This is a genomic window from Pandoraea sp. E26, from assembly GCF_000681415.1.
Taxonomy (GTDB): domain Bacteria; phylum Pseudomonadota; class Gammaproteobacteria; order Burkholderiales; family Burkholderiaceae; genus Pandoraea; species Pandoraea pnomenusa.
Map to the genome: position 1 here is coordinate 562,633 of NZ_AYXJ01000009.1, position 17,179 is coordinate 579,811.

Genomic DNA, 17,179 nt, shown 5'->3' on the forward strand with positions numbered 1-17,179 from the left:
GCCGCAAGACAACGATTCCGCGAAATGAGATAAATTTTCTGATTATTTCGATTGACGGAATGTTTGCGCAACACGGGGATCGATTCGTTTCGCGTCAACGCCTCGGGATAATCCCTAAGCTATGGTGAATACAGGCCGTTTTTAATAAAACTGGCATGCCGCGATAGTTTTCAAGCATCGACGGCTTAGGCTAACATTTCGTTTGACGGAATAATTGAGGCTCAAATGACGACCGCCGATTCACCTCGCACGACGACGCCGGACGCTGCCGGCACGGGCATCCTGCAGCGCACATTTGCCGTAATTCGCGCGTTGGGCGATGCCAAACCCGAAGGCGAGCGCGTCACCCACATCGCCAAGGCCGTCGGGCTGAGTCAGGCGACCGTGCACCGAATCCTGCACGCGCTCATCGCCGAGCATGTGGTGGAACAGGACGAAACGTCGAAGATGTATCGGCTGAGCATCGACTTCTTCGCGATGGCCGCGCAGGCCGGCAATCCGAGCGGCATGCGCACGCTATGCCGGCCGTCGCTGCTGCGGCTGTGCGCCAGCCTGGGCGACACCATCTTCCTGCTCGTGCGCAGCAGCTTCGACGCCGTATGTCTCGACATGTGCGAGGGCCCCTTCCCGATCCGGTCGTTCACCGGCGACATTGGCGGACGGGTCGCGCTCGGCGTCGGCCAGGGCAGCCTGGCGATTCTGGCGTTCCTGCCCGAAGCCGAGCGCGAAGAGATCATTCGCTTCAACGTGCCGCGGCTGCGCGGCTATGGTGTGCTCGACGAGGTCTATCTGCGCACCGAGATCGAACGCGTGCGGCAACTGGGATACGCCGGCAGCAACAGTGGCGTGCTCGATGGCATGGCCGGCGTGGCCGTGCCCGTGTTCGACCGCACCGGGCACGCCGTTGCCGCACTGAGCGTGGGCACGCTGGCCGCAAGGCTGTCGCAGGATCGATTGCCGATGGTGGTGGAATTGTTGCGTCGCCAGGCCGAGCTGATCGGCCCGCAGACCAATCCGTTCGACGTGGCCATGCGCCGCCCGATGCATGGCCTCACGCGTGCGCTGACGACCGAGCCGCTGGCATGACGCCGTCCCGACGCATGGCACCGGTCGTTTTGGCGTCTTGATGATCTGATGGCCGAAAATGGCCAGCGCCGCGCCTGCTTGCCTGCGAAAATGCCGCATGGTCAGGCGGCCAGCTGGCGCGTTTGCGGAAGATCGCACCTCCCGTGCATCCCGCACATCGTGCCCATCGTGCGCACGATTGCACAAACCTCGCGCCAGGCTTCTTCCCACCCCTACGGCTGCGTGCACACGCAGCGGAGACACGTCATGGCATCAGGCGAACATCAGTACCGAGTCAGCATCGAGTGGATCGGCAATCAGGGCAGCGGCACCTCCGGGTATCGCGACTACGGGCGCAATCACGAGATTCGCGCCGAGGGCAAGCCCACGATTCCCGGCTCGTCCGACCCGGCCTTTCGCGGCGATCCGGCGCGCTGGAATCCCGAGGACCTGCTCGTGGCGTCGGCCAGCGCCTGCCACAAACTCTGGTATCTGCATCTGTGCTCGGAGGCGGGCATTGTCGTGGAGGCGTACGTCGACCACGCCGTCGGCACGATGATCGACACGGCCACGCAGGGCGGCTTCACGAGGATCGTGCTCCACCCGCGCGTGACGATTCGCGCGGGCGGCGACGTTGCGCTGGCCGAGCGTCTGCATCACGCCGCGCATGAGAAATGCTACATCGCCAATTCGGTCAATTTTCCGATCGAGTGCGAGCCGGTCATCGAGGCCCTGGAGCGTTGATCCTGGCGCGGCGGACGAAGGCGGCCCCTGCGTGCCGTTCGCTCAGCCCGACAGTTGCCTCGCGAACTCGGCATCGCGCGCGAGCGCACGGGCCACGCTTTCGCGCTCACGAAAGCGGGTGACGTAGGCCGTGATCGCGGGGGTCGGCGGAATCAGTTTGAAGTGCGTGAGGAAGTGCATCGCATTGCCCCACAGCGCGTCGGCCGCCGTGAACGATTCGCCGAGCCACCACGGCCCCGGGTTCTGCGCCCAGTGCCGATCGATGGTCCAGATGACCGACTCGTAGTCGCCGTAAGGCGATCGTGAACGCTCGGCGCCGTCGCGCCCGAGCGACTTGTCCACCACTGCCGGCTCGACGCACGAGCCGTAGTAGACCATCCACCGCAGATACGGCCCCCGCCGGGGATCGCCAGGCGGCGGCGCCAGCGATTGCTCCGGATAAAGCTCCGCCAGGTACATGTAGACCGCAGCCTGCTCGGTAATCACGGCGTCGCCATGGCGAATCGCGGGCACCTTGCCCATCGGATTGACGTCCAGATAGTCCGAGCCACGTTGCTCGCCGGTGGCGAAGCGCAGCAGATGCAGATCGTACTCGGCCTGCAGTTCCTCGAGCAGCACCAGCACACCCGATGAACGAGTGTTGGGCGCATGAAAGAAGGTTACGCGGCGGTCGGTCGCCATGGTGTCGTCTCCATTATTTCGATGTCGAAACGTCAGAACGCATGCTTCGGCTGGCGAAATATCTTACTGCATCGCATCATCGCCCAGCAGATGCATCAGGGTCGTCGCATTACGCTGCCCCTGATCTTCGTAGTTGTTGTTGAACACGACGTACACGCGTGCGACCTCTCTGGCGATCACGCGTATCGGGTCGACCAGCGCGGCAAGCTCCGCGTCGCGATAGTCGTAGTTGAAGCGATCCGACGCCGCGGTGCTCTCGCGCACGTTCCACGTGGCGTGATTGCGGCCATGCAGACGGACCACGGCGGCGAGCGGCGTGGTGGTCTGCCAGACTTGCGGAATGCTGTTCGCGAAGCCCTGTGGCTCATCGACGATCGTGTTGACCCAACCGAGCAAGCGCAGCCAGGTCAGCGTCTCGTCCGCATGCACCCCATCGAACCAGCCGCGGGAACGGAACTCGGCGGCCACGCCGTAGCCGGCCATGCGCTGCGCGCAGTCCTCCACGTGCGCGCGGCTCTTCCGATCGCCGGTGAGCCACGGCGGAAACTGGAAGTGGACCAACCCCAACTTGCCGGCCAGACGCAACGGGGCAAGCGCTTCGAGATAGCGCCGCCAGATCTCGTCCCTGAGCGCGTCGGGCATGTCCTTGTAGTAGACGTTCGGCCCGCCGCCCGGCGGCAGTTCGGGCTGAAGGTCTTTCGGAAACGCGATACGCGGCGTCTGATGGCCGGTCAGCAGGCGGAACGCCTTGATGTTGAACACGAATGCCGCGGGCGTGCGCCCGACCCAGAGCTGCGCATTGACGGCCGACGGCATGGCGTAATAACTGCTGTCGACCTCGACCATCGGAAAGCGGCTGGCGTAGTAGCGCAGGCGCGCCTCGGCCGACGTATGTCCGGGCGGATAAAAGCGCTTGCAGGCAATGAGCGATTTGTCGGTCCATGAGGCCGTGCCGACGTAGACGTTGGCACCGGTGCGCGCCATGCCGCGCCCCGACCCGGCATGCTGCGGGACGTTCGCGTCCTCGGGCGTGCCGCCCGTCAGCAAATCGCGCTGCCCCGCGCTCGACGACTGAGATCGGCGCATACCCCGCCCTCCCGTTGGCAATGACAACCGTTGGGGTGCTCCCGGAGACGGCGGCCAAATACAGACCCCCCCCCCCGGACATGCGCCTCAGTATAGGGCGATCGGGGCGATCGGGGCGACCGGGGTGATGCCATCCCACGCGCATGGGGACCGGACTGGGACGAACGCATGAAATACTGCGAGCACATCTGATCCGGCACGCGCTCCCCGCACCGTGCCGTTTGTACGGCCCGCAGCTCACCCTGCGGGCCGCCTTTTTCGGATGTCAGCCGTCGCGTCAAGCGCCGCCGGCAGCGTGCCGATGCGCGCTATCATGGGCCGCCTGATCCTTTACTTCGCCTGCCGAGCGCCCATCATGACCGAACGTCTGCCCGTCGCACTCCCCAAAGCCTACCGGCTGCTCAATCACGGCCCGACCGTGCTCGTGGGCAGCGCCCATGCCGGGCGCCGGAACGTGATGGCCGCCGCCTGGTCGATGCCGGTGGACTTTTCCCCACCGAAGATCGCCGTCGTCATCGATCGCAATACGCTCACGCGTGAGCTGGTCGACGCCTCGGGCGAGTTCTCGCTGAACGTGCCGGCACGCGCCATCGCACGCGAGACACTCGCGGTCGGCTCGATCTCCGGGCGCGATACCGACAAGTTCGCCCCGGGTACCGGGGTGCGGGCGTTCAGCGGTTCGCAGATCGGGGCGCCGCTCATCGAGGGCTGCCTGGCATGGCTGGAATGCCGCGTGATTCCGGAGCCGCACAACCAGGAGCGCTACGATCTGTTTCTCGGCGAAGTCGTGGCGGCCTGGGCCGATCCGCGCGCCTTTCGCGACGGACGCTGGCAGTTCGGGACCGATGAGACCGGTGCGACCGGTGCGACCGGTGAATCCGCCGGATCGGGCGGATCGGGAGGATTGCGAAGCCTGCACTACATTGCCGGCGGCAACTTCTTCGAGACCGGCGAAGCGTTCGAAGTCAAGCCATGACACTCGCCCTTTGCGCCCCGGCCGACGCCGGGCATTTGCCCCCCTCCCCCGAGGACGAGCGGCTGGCCGCTCAGGCGCTGTGGCAGACGGGCCACGTGCCGGGGGCGGCACGTTCGACGGCGCCGCGATTGCCAAGCGAGGGCGGGCGCGGCAGAATTGACGGCGTCACGGAGGCTATCGATCGAGTGTCGACATTGACAGATCCCCTGAATTTCCACTCCCATCCGGACGAGGCCGAGCGCCTCGCCGCCCTGCGTCGCTACGAGATTCTCGACACCCCGCCCGAACCCGCGTTCGACCGCATCGTGCGGCTGGCGTCGTACGTGCTCGGCACACCGATCTCGCTCGTCTCGCTAATTGACGAGTCGCGCCAGTGGTTCAAGGCCCGTCAGGGCCTGGAAGCCGAACAGACACCGCGCTCCATGGCGTTCTGCGCCCACGCGATTCTCGACGACGAAGTCCTGGTGGTACCCGACGCCCGCGCGGACCGTCGCTTCGCGGACAACCCGCTGGTCGTGGGCGAACCGAACATCCGCTTCTACGCGGGCGCCCCGCTGCGCACGCCACAGGGGCATCGCCTTGGCACGCTATGCGTGATCGATCGCAAACCGCGCACGCTCGACGACGAGAAACGCGCGTTGCTCGCCGACCTGTCGGCGCTGGTCGTCGACGAGCTGGAACTGCGCCGGGTCAATCAGGTGCTCGGCGACATGGCCATGCGCGACGCGCTCACCGGCGCGCTGAACCGCCGCGCGTTTCTCCTGCAGGCCGAGCGCCAGTTCGCGGCAGCCCGGGCACAGCAGCGCCGGCTGGCCGTGCTGATGCTCGACCTGGATCACTTCAAGGCGATCAACGACACCTGGGGGCATGCCGTCGGCGACCGCGTCATTGTCGAACTGACGGTGGTGCTGCGCGCCACGCTGCGCAAGGACACCGTGATCGGACGGCTGGGGGGCGAGGAATTCGCGGTGCTGCTGCCCGACGCCGATGCCGAACGCGCCATGCAGGCAGCCGAGCGATTGCTCACGGCCATTGGCGGTGCTAGCGTGCCCGGCCCCAATGCACCGATACGCTTCTCCGCGAGCATTGGCGTGGGCGGTCTCGCACCCGACGACGCCGAGTTCGGCACGGTGCTCCAACGCGCCGACCGCGCGCTGTATGCCGCAAAGCAGGCCGGGCGCAACCGCGTGGCCGCGCTGTAATACCGACGCTGTAATACCTATCCTCGATCCGCAAGCACCTGGACACGCATGGGCAAGAGCCGACTGGAAGCCTTCAGCGATGGCGTAATCGCCATCATCATCACGATCATGGTGCTGGAGATGAAAGCGCCGCATGGCAGCGAGCTGGCCGATCTGTTGCCGATCGCGCCGACGTTCCTCACCTATATCCTGAGTTACGTCTACGTGGGACTGTACTGGAACAACCATCACCACCTTTTTCACGTCGTGCAGCGAGTCTCGGGCGGCGTGCTCTGGGCCAACCTGCACCTGCTGTTCTGGCTTTCGCTGATTCCGTTCGTCACTCACTGGCTTGGCGAGAATCATTTCACCGCGTGGCCGACGGCGCTCTACGGCGTGGTCCTGTTCATGGCGGCCGTCGCGTACTACATCCTCACGCGCGCGTTGCTCGCGGTGCATGGCGAGGGCGGCAACACGAAGCTGGCCGCCGCGCTGGGCCGCGACTTCAAGGGCAAGATGTCGGTACTCGTCTATGCCGTGGCCATTGGACTGGCGTTCGTGATACCGGAAGTGTCGCTCGCGCTGTATGCGCTGGTCGCCGCCGTGTGGCTGATTCCGGACCGCCGGATCGAGCATGTGCTCGAGCGATAGGTTCGACCTTCCTCGCCCTCCAATTCAGCGGCACCCGGACGATGCGCGGCGGCTGTCGACGCGCGTTGGGTTTTTACGTAGTATCCGCACCATCATGCAAAACGTTACTTTTGAATTGACCGGCGAATTCGTCGCGCTGAACGATCTTCTCAAACTCACCGGTGTGGTGGATTCCGGCGGTGCGGGCAAGGTCATGGTGGCCAATGGCGCGGTGAGCGTCGACGGCCGGATCGAGACCCGCAAGACCTGCAAGATCCGCGCCGGCCAGACCGTTTCGGTTGACGGGGTGCGCATTCGCGTCAGGGGCGCCTGAGGCCGTCCAGGCCCGTTCGCCTTCGTTCGCCTTCGTTCGAGACATTGTTTCCGAGTTTGCCCATGGCCACCCGAGGCCGTCCGACCCGCTGAAAACGTGGCAATCGGCGCCCCACTGCGCCGATCGCCCGCTGCCCGGGGCGGCGTCACCCCCGTGACGCTCTCCCGGTTTCTCCCACGTGAGCCTGCCGTTGCAGGTCGCTATACTTGAAAGCGTTTTTTGGCGTGTCAGCCCCAGTCACATCCGACAATGTCCACAGGACGTCCGAGGAGGTCCTTTCGATGGTCGTGCGCGGTTCACCGTCCACCGCCGGCGCCAATCCCACGCCCGGACGCGAGGCGCTGCTCGCGGCGCTCGATCACTCGCTGGGCATGCTCACGCTGACGCCGGACGGCATCATCGTCGGCGTCAACGACAAGCTGCTCGGCGAGTTCGGCTACACCCGCGACGAACTGCTCGGTCAACCCCATACGCTGCTGTGCGCACCGGACGACCCGACCTGCGGCGACGCGCTCACGCAAGTCCTGCGCTCCGGGCGCTCCCATACCGGACAGGTCTGCCGCCGCAGACGCGATGGACAGCCCATCTGGCTCGAGGCCACCTACAACCCCGTATTCGACGACGCCGGCGAGCTTGCCTTCGTCATCAAGCTGACCGTCGACGTGACGGCACGCGTGGCGCGCCAGGCGGCCGACGACGCGCGTCTGCATCTGCTCTCGCTCGGGGTCGACGAGACCGACAACGCGGTGCTGATCACAGACGCGCAAAGCACAGTCTGCTATGTCAATGCCGGCTTCACGCGCATGTTCGGCTATGCGGCCGAGGATGTCGTGGGTCAGTCGGTCGGCAATTCGTTCGGTGCGATGTCGACCGATGAGCCGTCCGACGGCGCGGCGGCCGTGGACGTCAAGCAGGCGCTGGTCGGGTGCATGCTCTCCGCCCGCGATGGCCGAAGTTGCCATTGCGAAGTGCTCGTGCGCACGGCGCAGCATCAACCGCTGTGGGTGTCGATGGTGACCAACAGGATTCTCGACGCGAACGGCGAACTCGCGCATTCCGTGGTGCTGTTCACGGACATCACGCAGTCGAAGATTCAGGAAGTGCTCCAGCACAAGGCGCTCGCCGCCATGGTGCGCGATGCGCCCCTCGTGGAAGTGCTCACGCTCGTTTGCCGCGAACTCGAACAGATCGCCCCGGAAGTCATGGCCTCGGTCGTTCGGGTCGACGCCGAAGGACGGTTGCGTCCGCAAGCGGGACCGAGCCTGCCCGCGCGTTACCATCAGATGATCGACGGCCTGGCCATCGGCCCGAACGTGGGCACCTGCGGCACCGCGGCGTTTCAGGCGCGACCGGTCGTCGTGACCGATATCGCCACGGATCCGCGCTGGGCCAATTTCCGCGACATGGCCGCCGAGTTCGGACTGGCTGCGTCATGGTCCATGCCGATCATCGCCAACGATGGACGTGTGCTCGGTGTGCTCGCCTTCTATTACCGTACGCCGCGCGGTCCCGACGCGCTGCACGAGCGCCTCGTAGACGTGTGCGTGCATCTTTGCAAGCTGGCCTTCGAGCGCGACGAGTCGCGCACGCGCATCCGCCAGCTGGCGTTCTCCGACAGCCTCACCGGCCTGCCCAATCGCAGCATGCTGAACGTGCTCGCGGCGCAGGCCATCGCCAGCGCGACGGAATTGAGCACGCGCATGGCCGTCATCTTCATCGACCTGGACCGATTCAAGCAGGTCAACGACTCGCTGGGCCATCAGGCGGGCGACGTTCTGCTGCGCACCATCGCGCAGCGTCTGCGTCGCGCGCTGCGCGGCGCGGACATCGTGGCGCGCCTGTCGGGCGACGAGTTCGTGGCCGTGCTCACCGAATGCGACCCCGAGCGCCTGGACATCGCCATCGAGCGTATGCGTAGCGCGCTCAACGCACCCTGCCAGGTCGACGGGGTGACCCTCGCACCGTCCGGCAGCTTCGGCATCAGCCTGTATCCGAGCCACGGCAGGGAATTCGATATCCTGCTCCAACGCGCGGACATGGCGATGTATCAGGCGAAGATGACCAGCCCCGGCAGCGTTCGGTTCTTCAGCGAGGACATGAACATTCACGCGCAGGAGCGGCTCGAGCTGGAAACCGCCATGCGCGAGGCCCTGCGCCGCGGAACACTGCAACTGTTCTACCAACCGCAGATCAACCTGCTCGACGAGACCGTGTACGGTGCCGAGGCGCTGACGCGCTGGCCTCATCCGCAATACGGCGACGTGCCGCCGTCACGCTTCATCGCGCTGGCGGAGGAATGCGGGCTGATCGGGGAGCTCGGTACGTGGACGCTGCGTGAGTCCTGCCGGCAACTGGCCGATTGGCGCCGTCGCGGTGTAGGCATCGCGAACGTGTCGGTCAATCTGTCGCCCACCAACTTCCACGATCACGAACTGCCGCGCACCATTGCGCAGGCGCTGGCCGATCACGGATTGCCGCCGTCGTGCCTGGCCATCGAGATCACGGAAAGCGTGCTGATGGATCACAACCCGAGCACGCTGCGCATTATCGACGAAGTGCACGCGATGGGCGTGCGTATGTCGATGGACGACTTCGGCACCGGGTATTCGAGTCTGGGCTATCTGCGACGTCTGCCCGTGTCGGAGCTCAAGCTCGACCGCAGCTTCGTGCATGACATCACGCGCGACGAAACGGTGCGCGCGTTGACCAGCGCCATCATCGGCATCGGCCACAGCTTGCACCTGACCGTGGTGGCCGAGGGGGTCGAAGACGAGACCCAGCGCGATGTGCTCGTTGCGCAAGGCTACCGCGTCGGCCAAGGGTATCTGTTCTCGCCCGCCCTGTCCGCCGGGGATCTGGAGCGCTGGCTGGAGCGCTGGTCCATGCGGCTCGCGTCGCCCCCCCTTTCATCATGAGGGTCGCGATGGTCCCGCCGGCGTTGCGCACCATTCGCGCGACCGTGCCGCGTCCGGATCACGGCGCGAGGCCCAGCTCCATCTGGTGCAGGGCCGTCTCGAGGGCCTGACTCTGCTCGGCATTGAGCGATTCGGCCGCAACGCTCGTCGCACGCCGGTAGATCATCTCGCCGTACACGTTGGCGAGCGCGCGGGCCGACTTGCACAATGACAGGTTGCTGTCCGCTGCCTGATGGCTCGTCCAGTAGTTGATCGCCTGCTCGATGTCGGCGATGGAGTAATTGGCTTTCATGTGAGGTTCTGTCTCGCCGTAGAGGAGGATACTGTAATTATATACAGTATCTGGCGCATCGGAGAATGCCATTTCGCATCGAATGGCGGTTGGGTCGATTCTCGGCTGCACGTTTCGGAACTGCAACATCTCCCGCAGGCCGATCGGCAAACGCGCGCCGGACAATAACAAATTCCCAAGAAAATCATTGGCTTGCGCACTCCGGCATGAAATTGGCTTGCGAATGTGCGAACACGCGGCGTCCTCCTCGCGAGGCGCGACGTCGCGATCGTCAACGTCCGCCCCGACGGAGCGAACCATGCCGCCGAGACACCTTGAGCGTTCCCCGTGCCATGACATTCGTCATGTAGCCGACGCCCCCTGCGCCAACGCTTCGCGCCTCGGCCTCATGGTCGGAGCCCTGATACTGGCGATCGGTTCCGCGAGTGTGCGCGCCCAGTCGATACCCGCCGGCCCGACGCCGGTCGACCTCTTTCATCAGCCCTGCGTTGCCGTACACCTGCCGTCCGGCGCCGCCGCTGACGCGCTCGTCGCGCCACTCGGCCTCAATGCGCCGGACGTTCGGGACGTTCGGCGCCTCAGGCAATATGTCGATCTGGATAATCGCTGCGCCACGCCTCCCGCGTTCGCACCGACCCGCATCAGCGATCCCACCTCGGTCTGGCATGTCCGTGCCCCGGCGATGGACACGCGACCCGCCTCCGTCGCCTCCATCGCGTCCGCGGCGTTCCTCCATCCTTCACCGCCGGGCTTGCCCAGGCATACCTCCTGAGCATGGGGCCTTCACGTTTGCTATGCTGCGGCTTTCGCGAGACACCCCCGTCACGCGCGCATTTCCGGAATCCCGATGCCCGACAAACGCCCCGATCTGCCCGACAATACGAACCCGGCCGCCCCGCGAACGCAAGCCAAACCCGCTGGCGTCACCCCGCCGCCGCCGGGCGCTTTACCGTTGGCTTGGTTCGGATTGCTGGCTGCTGCCGCCTGGGTGCTGAAGCACCCGAACCCGACCTGGGCCGTGGGCGTGCTCTGTCTTTGCGCCGGACTGATCTCGTCATTCGGCGCCCGTCGCCGCGGTCGTGCGCCGTGGCCGGCGTTCTTTACCGGACTGCTGCCGGTGGGGGTCGCGCTATTCTTCGCCTTGCTCATGTTGCGTCCACTGCTTCGCTGATGTAACGCCCAGCCGGGGAGGATGACGTGTCACGCACAGGTCATCCCATCGACACGGTCGGCGCCCGATGTGTCGATGGCGAGTTACCCACAGCTTCTGTGGATAACCCACTGGATAACCCGCTACCCTCCTCTCGAAACGCCCACAGGCACAGGCTGTCAAGAGGATTGCCCGTTTCGGCATCAACCCTGGATAAATTTTTTGCGCTTGACGTCTGGTCAGGCTTCTGTGCCGCCGCGTCACGGCTTTGACACGGCACCGACCTGTCAGGCAGGGATGTGCGTCGAGGTGTCGCTCCCCGGGATTGCAGGGTTCGCAGCGCATGGGATTCGGCCTATGATGGAGACATGCGATACCTCGCCATGCATGACGCGGGAGCCTCGCCGGCTTTCACATGCTGCGCCGTCTCGCTTTCCAGTGACTTTCGGGAGACCGACTCGTATGACCCAATCCGACAAGCCGTCCGTGCCTGCTGCAACGCCTGATCCGTCGTCGGCGACGACCGGGACGGAAGCGGAACGCTTGCATCTCGACGATCTGCTCGCGCACCACTCGGTCACGGAAACCGTTGACCGCGCGTCCGTCATCGATCTGATCAAGACACTGCGTTCGCCCGACGTGAAAACCGCGGAAGATCGCGACCGGGTCATCAAGGAAAGCCGGTTGTGGAAGGAGGTGTCCCATCGCGACACCGCCATGTCGCTGCTCAACTCACTTGCCCAGATGGCACCGATCTTCCTCAATCAGATCCACTGGTGAGCAGAAACACCGCATGCGCGCGCCGGCGCCAACCGGCGCGTGCCTTACAATGCGGGTCGCGAAAGTTTTCCCCTTGACCCGACATCATGACCACCACGCTGGACACTCCCACCGAATTCAAGAACTGGATCTGCCTGATCTGCGGCTGGATCTACAACGAAGCCGAAGGCGCGCCGAACGACGGCCTCGCGCCCGGCACCCGCTGGAGCGACGTACCCGACGACTGGCGTTGCCCGGAATGTGACGTCTCCAAGGCCGACTTCGCGCTGTCGGAGTTCTGATCGCGGCCGCGGCGCTCGCCTGCGTTGCGCCGCGGTTCCGTCTGTTACGATTTTGCTGCCGACACGGCGACGCATGTCACCGCTGTCAATGACGCCAGCCCCAGCCGCGCCCACCGCGTCCCCGCCAGCCACGGTCGTAATCGCCACGGTAATAACTTCCCGAGACGCCGAATGTCACCACCGGGGCCGGTGCCACGGCATAGCCCGGCGCATAGCCATAGTTGTCGTAGTAGGCATTGCCATACGCCGGCGCGCCATAAGGCACGGCCACGCAGCCGGCCATCGTCATGGCGACGGCAACCCCGCCCGCCAGCATGAGTAAACGTTTCACGATAATGTCTCCCGCAGTTTGGATGTCGAGTCTTGCGCGGCAAAGGTTGACGGCAAGTCGGTCACCACCGCGCGGCTTGACGAATTAGACACGGAAGTTCCGCTGAAATGCGCGGGAAGGCATAGCTCTTTGGTTACCAAACGTGACATTGGTAACCACATGGGAGTTGTGCTTGCAGCGGCGTCGGCAAGCAAGGCGGCCGCGCCGAGATTCACGGCGACGCCTCGACGCCTCTCACGCGCCCGGGGCGCGCGCAGACTTCAGAACACCCAGCAACGGTCTCGCCCGGCCCGTTTCGCGCGATACAACGCCATGTCGGCGCGCTCGACCATGTTCATCGGCGAGTCTTCGTCCTGCCACTCCGTGATGCCGAAGCTCGACGAAAAACGCAGCGGCGGTTCGCTGCCTTCCACAGATTCGCGTTTGCAGCGCTCTCGAATCCGATCGGCCACGCGCAGCGCATCGCGCTCGCTCGCCCCGGGCAGCAGGATCGCGAACTCTTCGCCACCGATCCGACCGATCAGATCGTCGCCACGCAGCGTCGACGAACACACCAGCACGAACCGGCACAGGACCTGGTCGCCGATCGCGTGACCGTACGTGTCGTTGATCGATTTGAAGTGGTCGAGATCGGCCACGATGAGACTCATCGGCTCGTTTTTGCGCTGCGCCGCCTCCAGCAATTGCTCGAAGCGATGGAAGAAGTAACGACGCGTGAGGCTGCCGGTCAGTTCGTCGTAACTGGCCTCGAATGCCAGTTGATGATTCGCGGCGCGCAATGCTTCGTTGGATTGGCGCACCTGGCGGTGTTGAACCCGCTCGCGCCAGTAGATCCATCCGCCGAGCGCCAGGATGACCGCGCCGCCCAGGTACAGCAGAAAGCACAGCGCCAAGTCCTTCGCGTGCTGGCGCGTGAGCGCCTCCCAGGCATCGACGCCCTCGACCGCGTAGACGATCAGGTCGTTGCTGGAACTCGGCCTGGATGCGATTACAAACGGCTTGGGCTGGTCGTCGAACGCCGACATGCGCTCGAGCAGCGCCTGCGGCACCCAGGCGTTCGCGCGCCCAGGGGCGCGCCGGAATTGCGAAATCGGCATGCGGGCAAACGCCTGACGCTGATACAGGGCCAGGCGCTCGTCGTCGGTCAACGAACCGAGCTTGCCATCGAGCGCGAAGCGATTTTCGAAGCGCGGTTCGTGGCTCATGATCACCACGCCATTGCCGTCGGTGATGAATGATTCGCCGCTGCCGACCCAGTGACGCAGGCGCAGTAGCCCGATTTTCGTCATTACCACGCCGATCAGCTCGCCGTCGCGGTATACGGGCGCACTGAAATAGAGACCGGGTGACCGGGGCTCCCAACCTGCGGCGTAACCCTCGTAACGCCCGCCAAGCAATGCACGGCTCACGTACGGCATACCGGCCACCGATTGGCCGACCGGCGACGGCGTATCGCGAAAGTTGCTGGCCGCCACGCAAACGCCATGCGCGTCGATCACCCAGATGCGGTCCACGCCGAAGTAGCCCTGCGCGCCGCGCAGAAACTCGTTGGCGCGCATGACCGTATCGGGGGACGGGCCGCCGTCCTGCGACGCACGCAGCACATCGCGCAGCAGATCCACCTCGGCGAAGGTCGAGGGGATGGCCCGCACCATCGCCAGATCAGTATTGATCGCGTGAACCATGCCGTCGGCAACCCGATCGGCCACCATTTGCCCGGCGTCGACACTCTGCGCAAGCTTGTCGCCGACCAGCGACGTGGCGGTTCGGTCCGCCGCGACCCAGCAGGCGACCAGCACGCCAGCCGAGAGACAGGCGGCATAAAGCCAATGCCTTATCCTCATTCCGAAAATCAAACGCTCGTTCTATTATTTTTCACTTGTTACGTTGGCAAGGGCATCGCCTCTTTCGAATCGCGTTTCTGTCATCTTCCCCGGACAGCATCACTGGTCGCGATCGGCATTCGTGGTGCCGGCGTATGTCTGCCAATTCTGGTCTGCGCGTCGAACCCTTTTCCTCGTTCCCGATCCCCGGCTTGTCGCGCCCCGCGCCTTCGGATCCTGACTACCCGGCAATGGTCCACCCTGACAATTGCCGGCTGTTGACGCCCCGCCACGCCCGGCTCCGTCCCGTTTGACGCGGGCGCACATGCGTCGCGATAACCTCGTGATTCTATAGCACTCCGACGGTCGATCCGCACGAAAAACCAGCAAGCAATCGATTTATTCTGAAGCCCTATTTAATCTATTAACTAGGCGAATACATGGTATTTGGATTTCAACTGCTTTATTGGCAAATCCCAAACCGTTCGATTACCGAATCCATTTGCCCGATTTCCACCGGCCGGGAGAATAGATAACCCTGCGCACAAAGCGGAACGAAATGGCGCAACCAATCCAATTGCCGGTCATTCTCCACCCCCTCGACAACCAGCTCGATCCCGAGCGAACGCGCAATATTGACGATATTGGAAATCATGAGACACGAGCGCGAGGAATCGGGAATCGATTCGACGAACGAGCGATCGACCTTGAGCGTATCGACTGGGAAACGCGTCAGATAGGACAACGATGAATACCCCGTGCCGAAATCGTCGAGCGCGATGCGCACGCCCGCCCGCTTGAATTGCTGGATCTTCATTTCCACCAGCGCCGGGTTCTTGATCATCACCGATTCGGTAATTTCCAGTTCGAGGCGATTCGGCTCGATCTCGTAAGCCTTGATCAGACGCTCCACCAGTTCGCCAATGTCGCCGCGCCAGAACTGTACCGACGACACGTTGACCGCCAGCTTCAGCGACGCCATCGGCGTGCCGCGCCAGGCCGCCAGTTGACGGCACGCCTGGGTGAGCGCGAACTCGCCGATCGCCACGATCTGCCCGGTGGTCTCGGCCAGTGGGATGAACTCGCCCGCCGCGAGCACACCGCGCTCGGGATGGCGCCAGCGGATCAGCGCCTCCATGCCGCAGACGCAATCGGCGCCAAGCGCGATGATGGGCTGGTACGCGAGGAAGAACTCGTTGTTCGCCAGCGCCTGTTCCATCTGACGCTCCCACACGACCAGTTGGTGTGCCGGATACGTCATCTCCTGGGTATAGACATGCACGGTGCTCTTGCCGGCCTCCTTCGCCGAGTACATCGCCAGGTCCGTCTTCTTGATGAGATCGGCTTCGGTTTCGTCCGGCTTCGACCAGAACGCGACGCCGATACTCGCGTGCAGGGCGAACGACGTGCCGTCGGCAACCATCGGCGCCTTGAGCGAAGCGAGCAAGGTGTTGGCGAGCGGTTCGGCTTGCGCCGGCGCATCGTCGCCCTCGAGCAGCACCATGAACTCGTCGCCGGCAAAACGTGCGAGCATGGCCTCGGCGGGCATGCGCGGCGCGAATCGCTCGGCGACCTGTCGGATGATGTCGTCGCCCTGCGCATGACCGAGCGTGTCGTTCACGCTCTTGAAGTTGTCGAGATCGATGTGCAGCAGCGCAACCTTGCCCACGCGAGTTGTCGTGGAAAGCGCCCGGCGCAGCGACTCCATCAGCGCATATCGATTCGGCAATCCGGTGAGGGCATCGTACGAGATGAGCCGCGTGAGCTGTTGATCCCGGCCAATGAGGCGCTGCATGAGGTACGCGATCATCCCGAAGAAAACCACGAGCGCGACCGACACGAACGTCGCCATCGTCAGATAAACCCGCTCGACATGGCGGTACTCCGCCAGTTCCTCGTCCATCGACAGTCCCACTTGCACGGCCAATGGATAGTCGCGCAGATGGCGGTACGCCACGATGCGTTCGATGCCGTCGATGGGATCGCGCTGCACGCCTGACATTCGCTGCTCCGGCGTGAACGGCGGCAGCTCGCCCGTGCCGGTGATCGCCACGCTCGCGCCCGTGCTGCGCGCGAGCAACGCACCATCGTCCGCGATCACGGCGATCTGGCCGAATTGGCCGAGCACGGCATTGGTATAGAAATCGCTGGTGAAGTAGCTCGGTTCCTGCGACACGACGACCACGCCCGCGAACGAGCCGTCCGGGCGATTCAGTCGCCGGGTGAACTGGAGCACCCATTTGCGCGATACGCGACCGAACACGGGATGACTGATGAACAGGCCATCGCTCGCGCTCTGCAAATGCACCCGGAAATGCTCGCGATCGGCGATGTTCACACGTGCGGCATCCGGCAGCGTGGTGGCGAACACATCGCCATTGGCATCCGCCAGACTCACGAGCACCATGAACCGGTCGGCAACGATGCCCTCGCTGAGCGTTCGATGCAGATCGAATTCGCCGCGACGGTGCTCGTACTCGTACTTCACGAAACGGGTGGTCTGGTCGACCTGGCGAATCGCGCGCAGCGTTTGCTGCTCGAGGGCGGATGCCACGGTCGAGGCCGACGCCGCCGCGTCGCGAAGAATCGCCTTGTACTCGATGGAGACGCGCCAAAGCACCGCCGTCCAAAGCAGGATCAGGATCAGCAAACCGAAAATCAGGATCGCGACGATCGAGCGATAGGACGTTGTCCAACGACCGTGTCGCATTTCCGCCGTGCTCGGTTCCGCCATAGGTGGAGATCCTTTCAGCCTTCGCGCCCCCGCGCAAAAGAGGTCTGTGATGGCCCGGTTGTCATAAGGATCCGGAAAGGCATCGCTGACAGGTGCCCCTGTTTCCGGCAAGTGTAAGGCAATCGCCGCGCCCCCGGAAGTCGTCTCCGCCCTTCTTGGTCGAAGGAATCGTCGGG

At 64.4% G+C, this 17,179-nt stretch carries 16 protein-coding genes; 10 read left to right on the forward strand and 6 right to left on the reverse strand.

Translation table 11 applies throughout. The features are described 5' to 3' along the window. Nucleotides 1–225 precede the first annotated feature (225 nt). Nucleotides 226–1,086 carry an IclR family transcriptional regulator gene (locus W930_RS0107965; RefSeq protein WP_023595531.1) on the forward strand — a complete coding sequence of 287 codons (861 nt, stop codon included), beginning with the start codon at nt 226–228 and terminating at the stop codon, nt 1,084–1,086. A 246-nt stretch (nt 1,087–1,332) separates the two neighbouring features. Continuing rightward, the gene (locus W930_RS0107970) at nt 1,333–1,809 is read left to right on the forward strand and encodes an OsmC family protein (RefSeq protein WP_023871612.1); all 477 of its coding nucleotides are present in this window, start codon (nt 1,333–1,335) and stop codon (nt 1,807–1,809) included. Between the two features lie 42 nt (nt 1,810–1,851). Here W930_RS0107970 and W930_RS0107975 read toward each other — a convergent pair whose 3' ends face one another. Both W930_RS0107975 and W930_RS0107980 read right to left on the reverse strand, forming a co-directional pair. Further along, complete coding sequence (locus tag W930_RS0107975) at nt 1,852–2,490, reverse strand: glutathione S-transferase family protein (RefSeq protein WP_023595529.1); 639 nt, start codon at nt 2,488–2,490, stop codon at nt 1,852–1,854. Nucleotides 2,491–2,553: 63 nt separating this feature from the next. Next, nucleotides 2,554–3,576: a DUF72 domain-containing protein gene (locus W930_RS0107980; RefSeq protein WP_023871613.1), complete on the reverse strand. Its 1,023-nt coding sequence runs from the start codon at nt 3,574–3,576 to the stop codon at nt 2,554–2,556. A 355-nt stretch (nt 3,577–3,931) separates the two neighbouring features. Here W930_RS0107980 and W930_RS0107985 point away from each other — a divergent pair, with 355 nt between their 5' ends. The 5 genes from W930_RS0107985 (at nt 3,932) to W930_RS0108005 (ending at nt 9,612) form a co-directional block, all read left to right on the forward strand. Continuing rightward, entirely contained in the window at nt 3,932–4,552 is a 621-nt protein-coding gene (locus W930_RS0107985) for a flavin reductase family protein (RefSeq protein WP_023871614.1), read from the forward strand. Beyond that, the gene (locus W930_RS0107990; RefSeq protein ID WP_023871615.1) at nt 4,549–5,754 is read left to right on the forward strand and encodes a sensor domain-containing diguanylate cyclase; all 1,206 of its coding nucleotides are present in this window, start codon (nt 4,549–4,551) and stop codon (nt 5,752–5,754) included. The genes W930_RS0107985 and W930_RS0107990 overlap by 4 nt, the downstream gene beginning before the upstream one ends. A 48-nt stretch (nt 5,755–5,802) precedes the next feature. Then, nucleotides 5,803–6,384: a TMEM175 family protein gene (locus W930_RS0107995; protein WP_023595525.1), complete on the forward strand. Its 582-nt coding sequence runs from the start codon at nt 5,803–5,805 to the stop codon at nt 6,382–6,384. 94 nt (nt 6,385–6,478) lie between these two features. Next, nucleotides 6,479–6,697: an RNA-binding S4 domain-containing protein gene (locus W930_RS0108000; RefSeq protein WP_023595524.1), complete on the forward strand. Its 219-nt coding sequence runs from the start codon at nt 6,479–6,481 to the stop codon at nt 6,695–6,697. Nucleotides 6,698–6,978: 281 nt separating this feature from the next. After that, entirely contained in the window at nt 6,979–9,612 is a 2,634-nt protein-coding gene (locus W930_RS0108005; protein WP_023595523.1) for an EAL domain-containing protein, read from the forward strand. Nucleotides 9,613–9,670: 58 nt separating this feature from the next. Here the strand turns inward: W930_RS0108005 and W930_RS0108010 are convergent, their stop codons facing one another. Then, nucleotides 9,671–9,904 carry a DUF3717 domain-containing protein gene (locus W930_RS0108010; protein ID WP_023595522.1) on the reverse strand — a complete coding sequence of 78 codons (234 nt, stop codon included), beginning with the start codon at nt 9,902–9,904 and terminating at the stop codon, nt 9,671–9,673. Between the two features lie 847 nt (nt 9,905–10,751). Between W930_RS0108010 and W930_RS0108020 the strand changes: the two genes are divergently transcribed. The 3 genes from W930_RS0108020 to W930_RS0108030 all read left to right on the forward strand — a co-directional run bounded on the left by W930_RS0108020 (nt 10,752) and on the right by W930_RS0108030 (nt 12,115). After that, nucleotides 10,752–11,075 carry a hypothetical protein gene (locus W930_RS0108020; protein WP_023871618.1) on the forward strand — a complete coding sequence of 108 codons (324 nt, stop codon included), beginning with the start codon at nt 10,752–10,754 and terminating at the stop codon, nt 11,073–11,075. Nucleotides 11,076–11,516: 441 nt separating this feature from the next. After that, nucleotides 11,517–11,834 carry a hypothetical protein gene (locus W930_RS0108025; RefSeq protein ID WP_023595519.1) on the forward strand — a complete coding sequence of 106 codons (318 nt, stop codon included), beginning with the start codon at nt 11,517–11,519 and terminating at the stop codon, nt 11,832–11,834. 86 nt (nt 11,835–11,920) lie between these two features. Then, a complete protein-coding gene (locus tag W930_RS0108030) occupies nt 11,921–12,115 on the forward strand; it encodes a rubredoxin (protein WP_023595518.1) in 195 nt (64 codons plus the stop codon). 85 nt (nt 12,116–12,200) lie between these two features. Here W930_RS0108030 and W930_RS26625 read toward each other — a convergent pair whose 3' ends face one another. From W930_RS26625 to W930_RS0108045, 3 genes are all read right to left on the reverse strand, one after another. Then, a complete protein-coding gene (locus W930_RS26625; protein ID WP_023595517.1) occupies nt 12,201–12,446 on the reverse strand; it encodes a hypothetical protein in 246 nt (81 codons plus the stop codon). 260 nt (nt 12,447–12,706) lie between these two features. Continuing rightward, nucleotides 12,707–14,290, reverse strand: coding sequence for a sensor domain-containing diguanylate cyclase (locus tag W930_RS0108040; protein ID WP_080685127.1), 1,584 nt, complete (start codon nt 14,288–14,290; stop codon nt 12,707–12,709). A gap of 442 nt (nt 14,291–14,732) precedes the next feature. Continuing rightward, nucleotides 14,733–17,003, reverse strand: a complete 2,271-nt coding sequence (locus tag W930_RS0108045) for a bifunctional diguanylate cyclase/phosphodiesterase (RefSeq protein ID WP_023595515.1) — start codon at nt 17,001–17,003, stop codon at nt 14,733–14,735. Nucleotides 17,004–17,179: the final 176 nt, after the last annotated feature.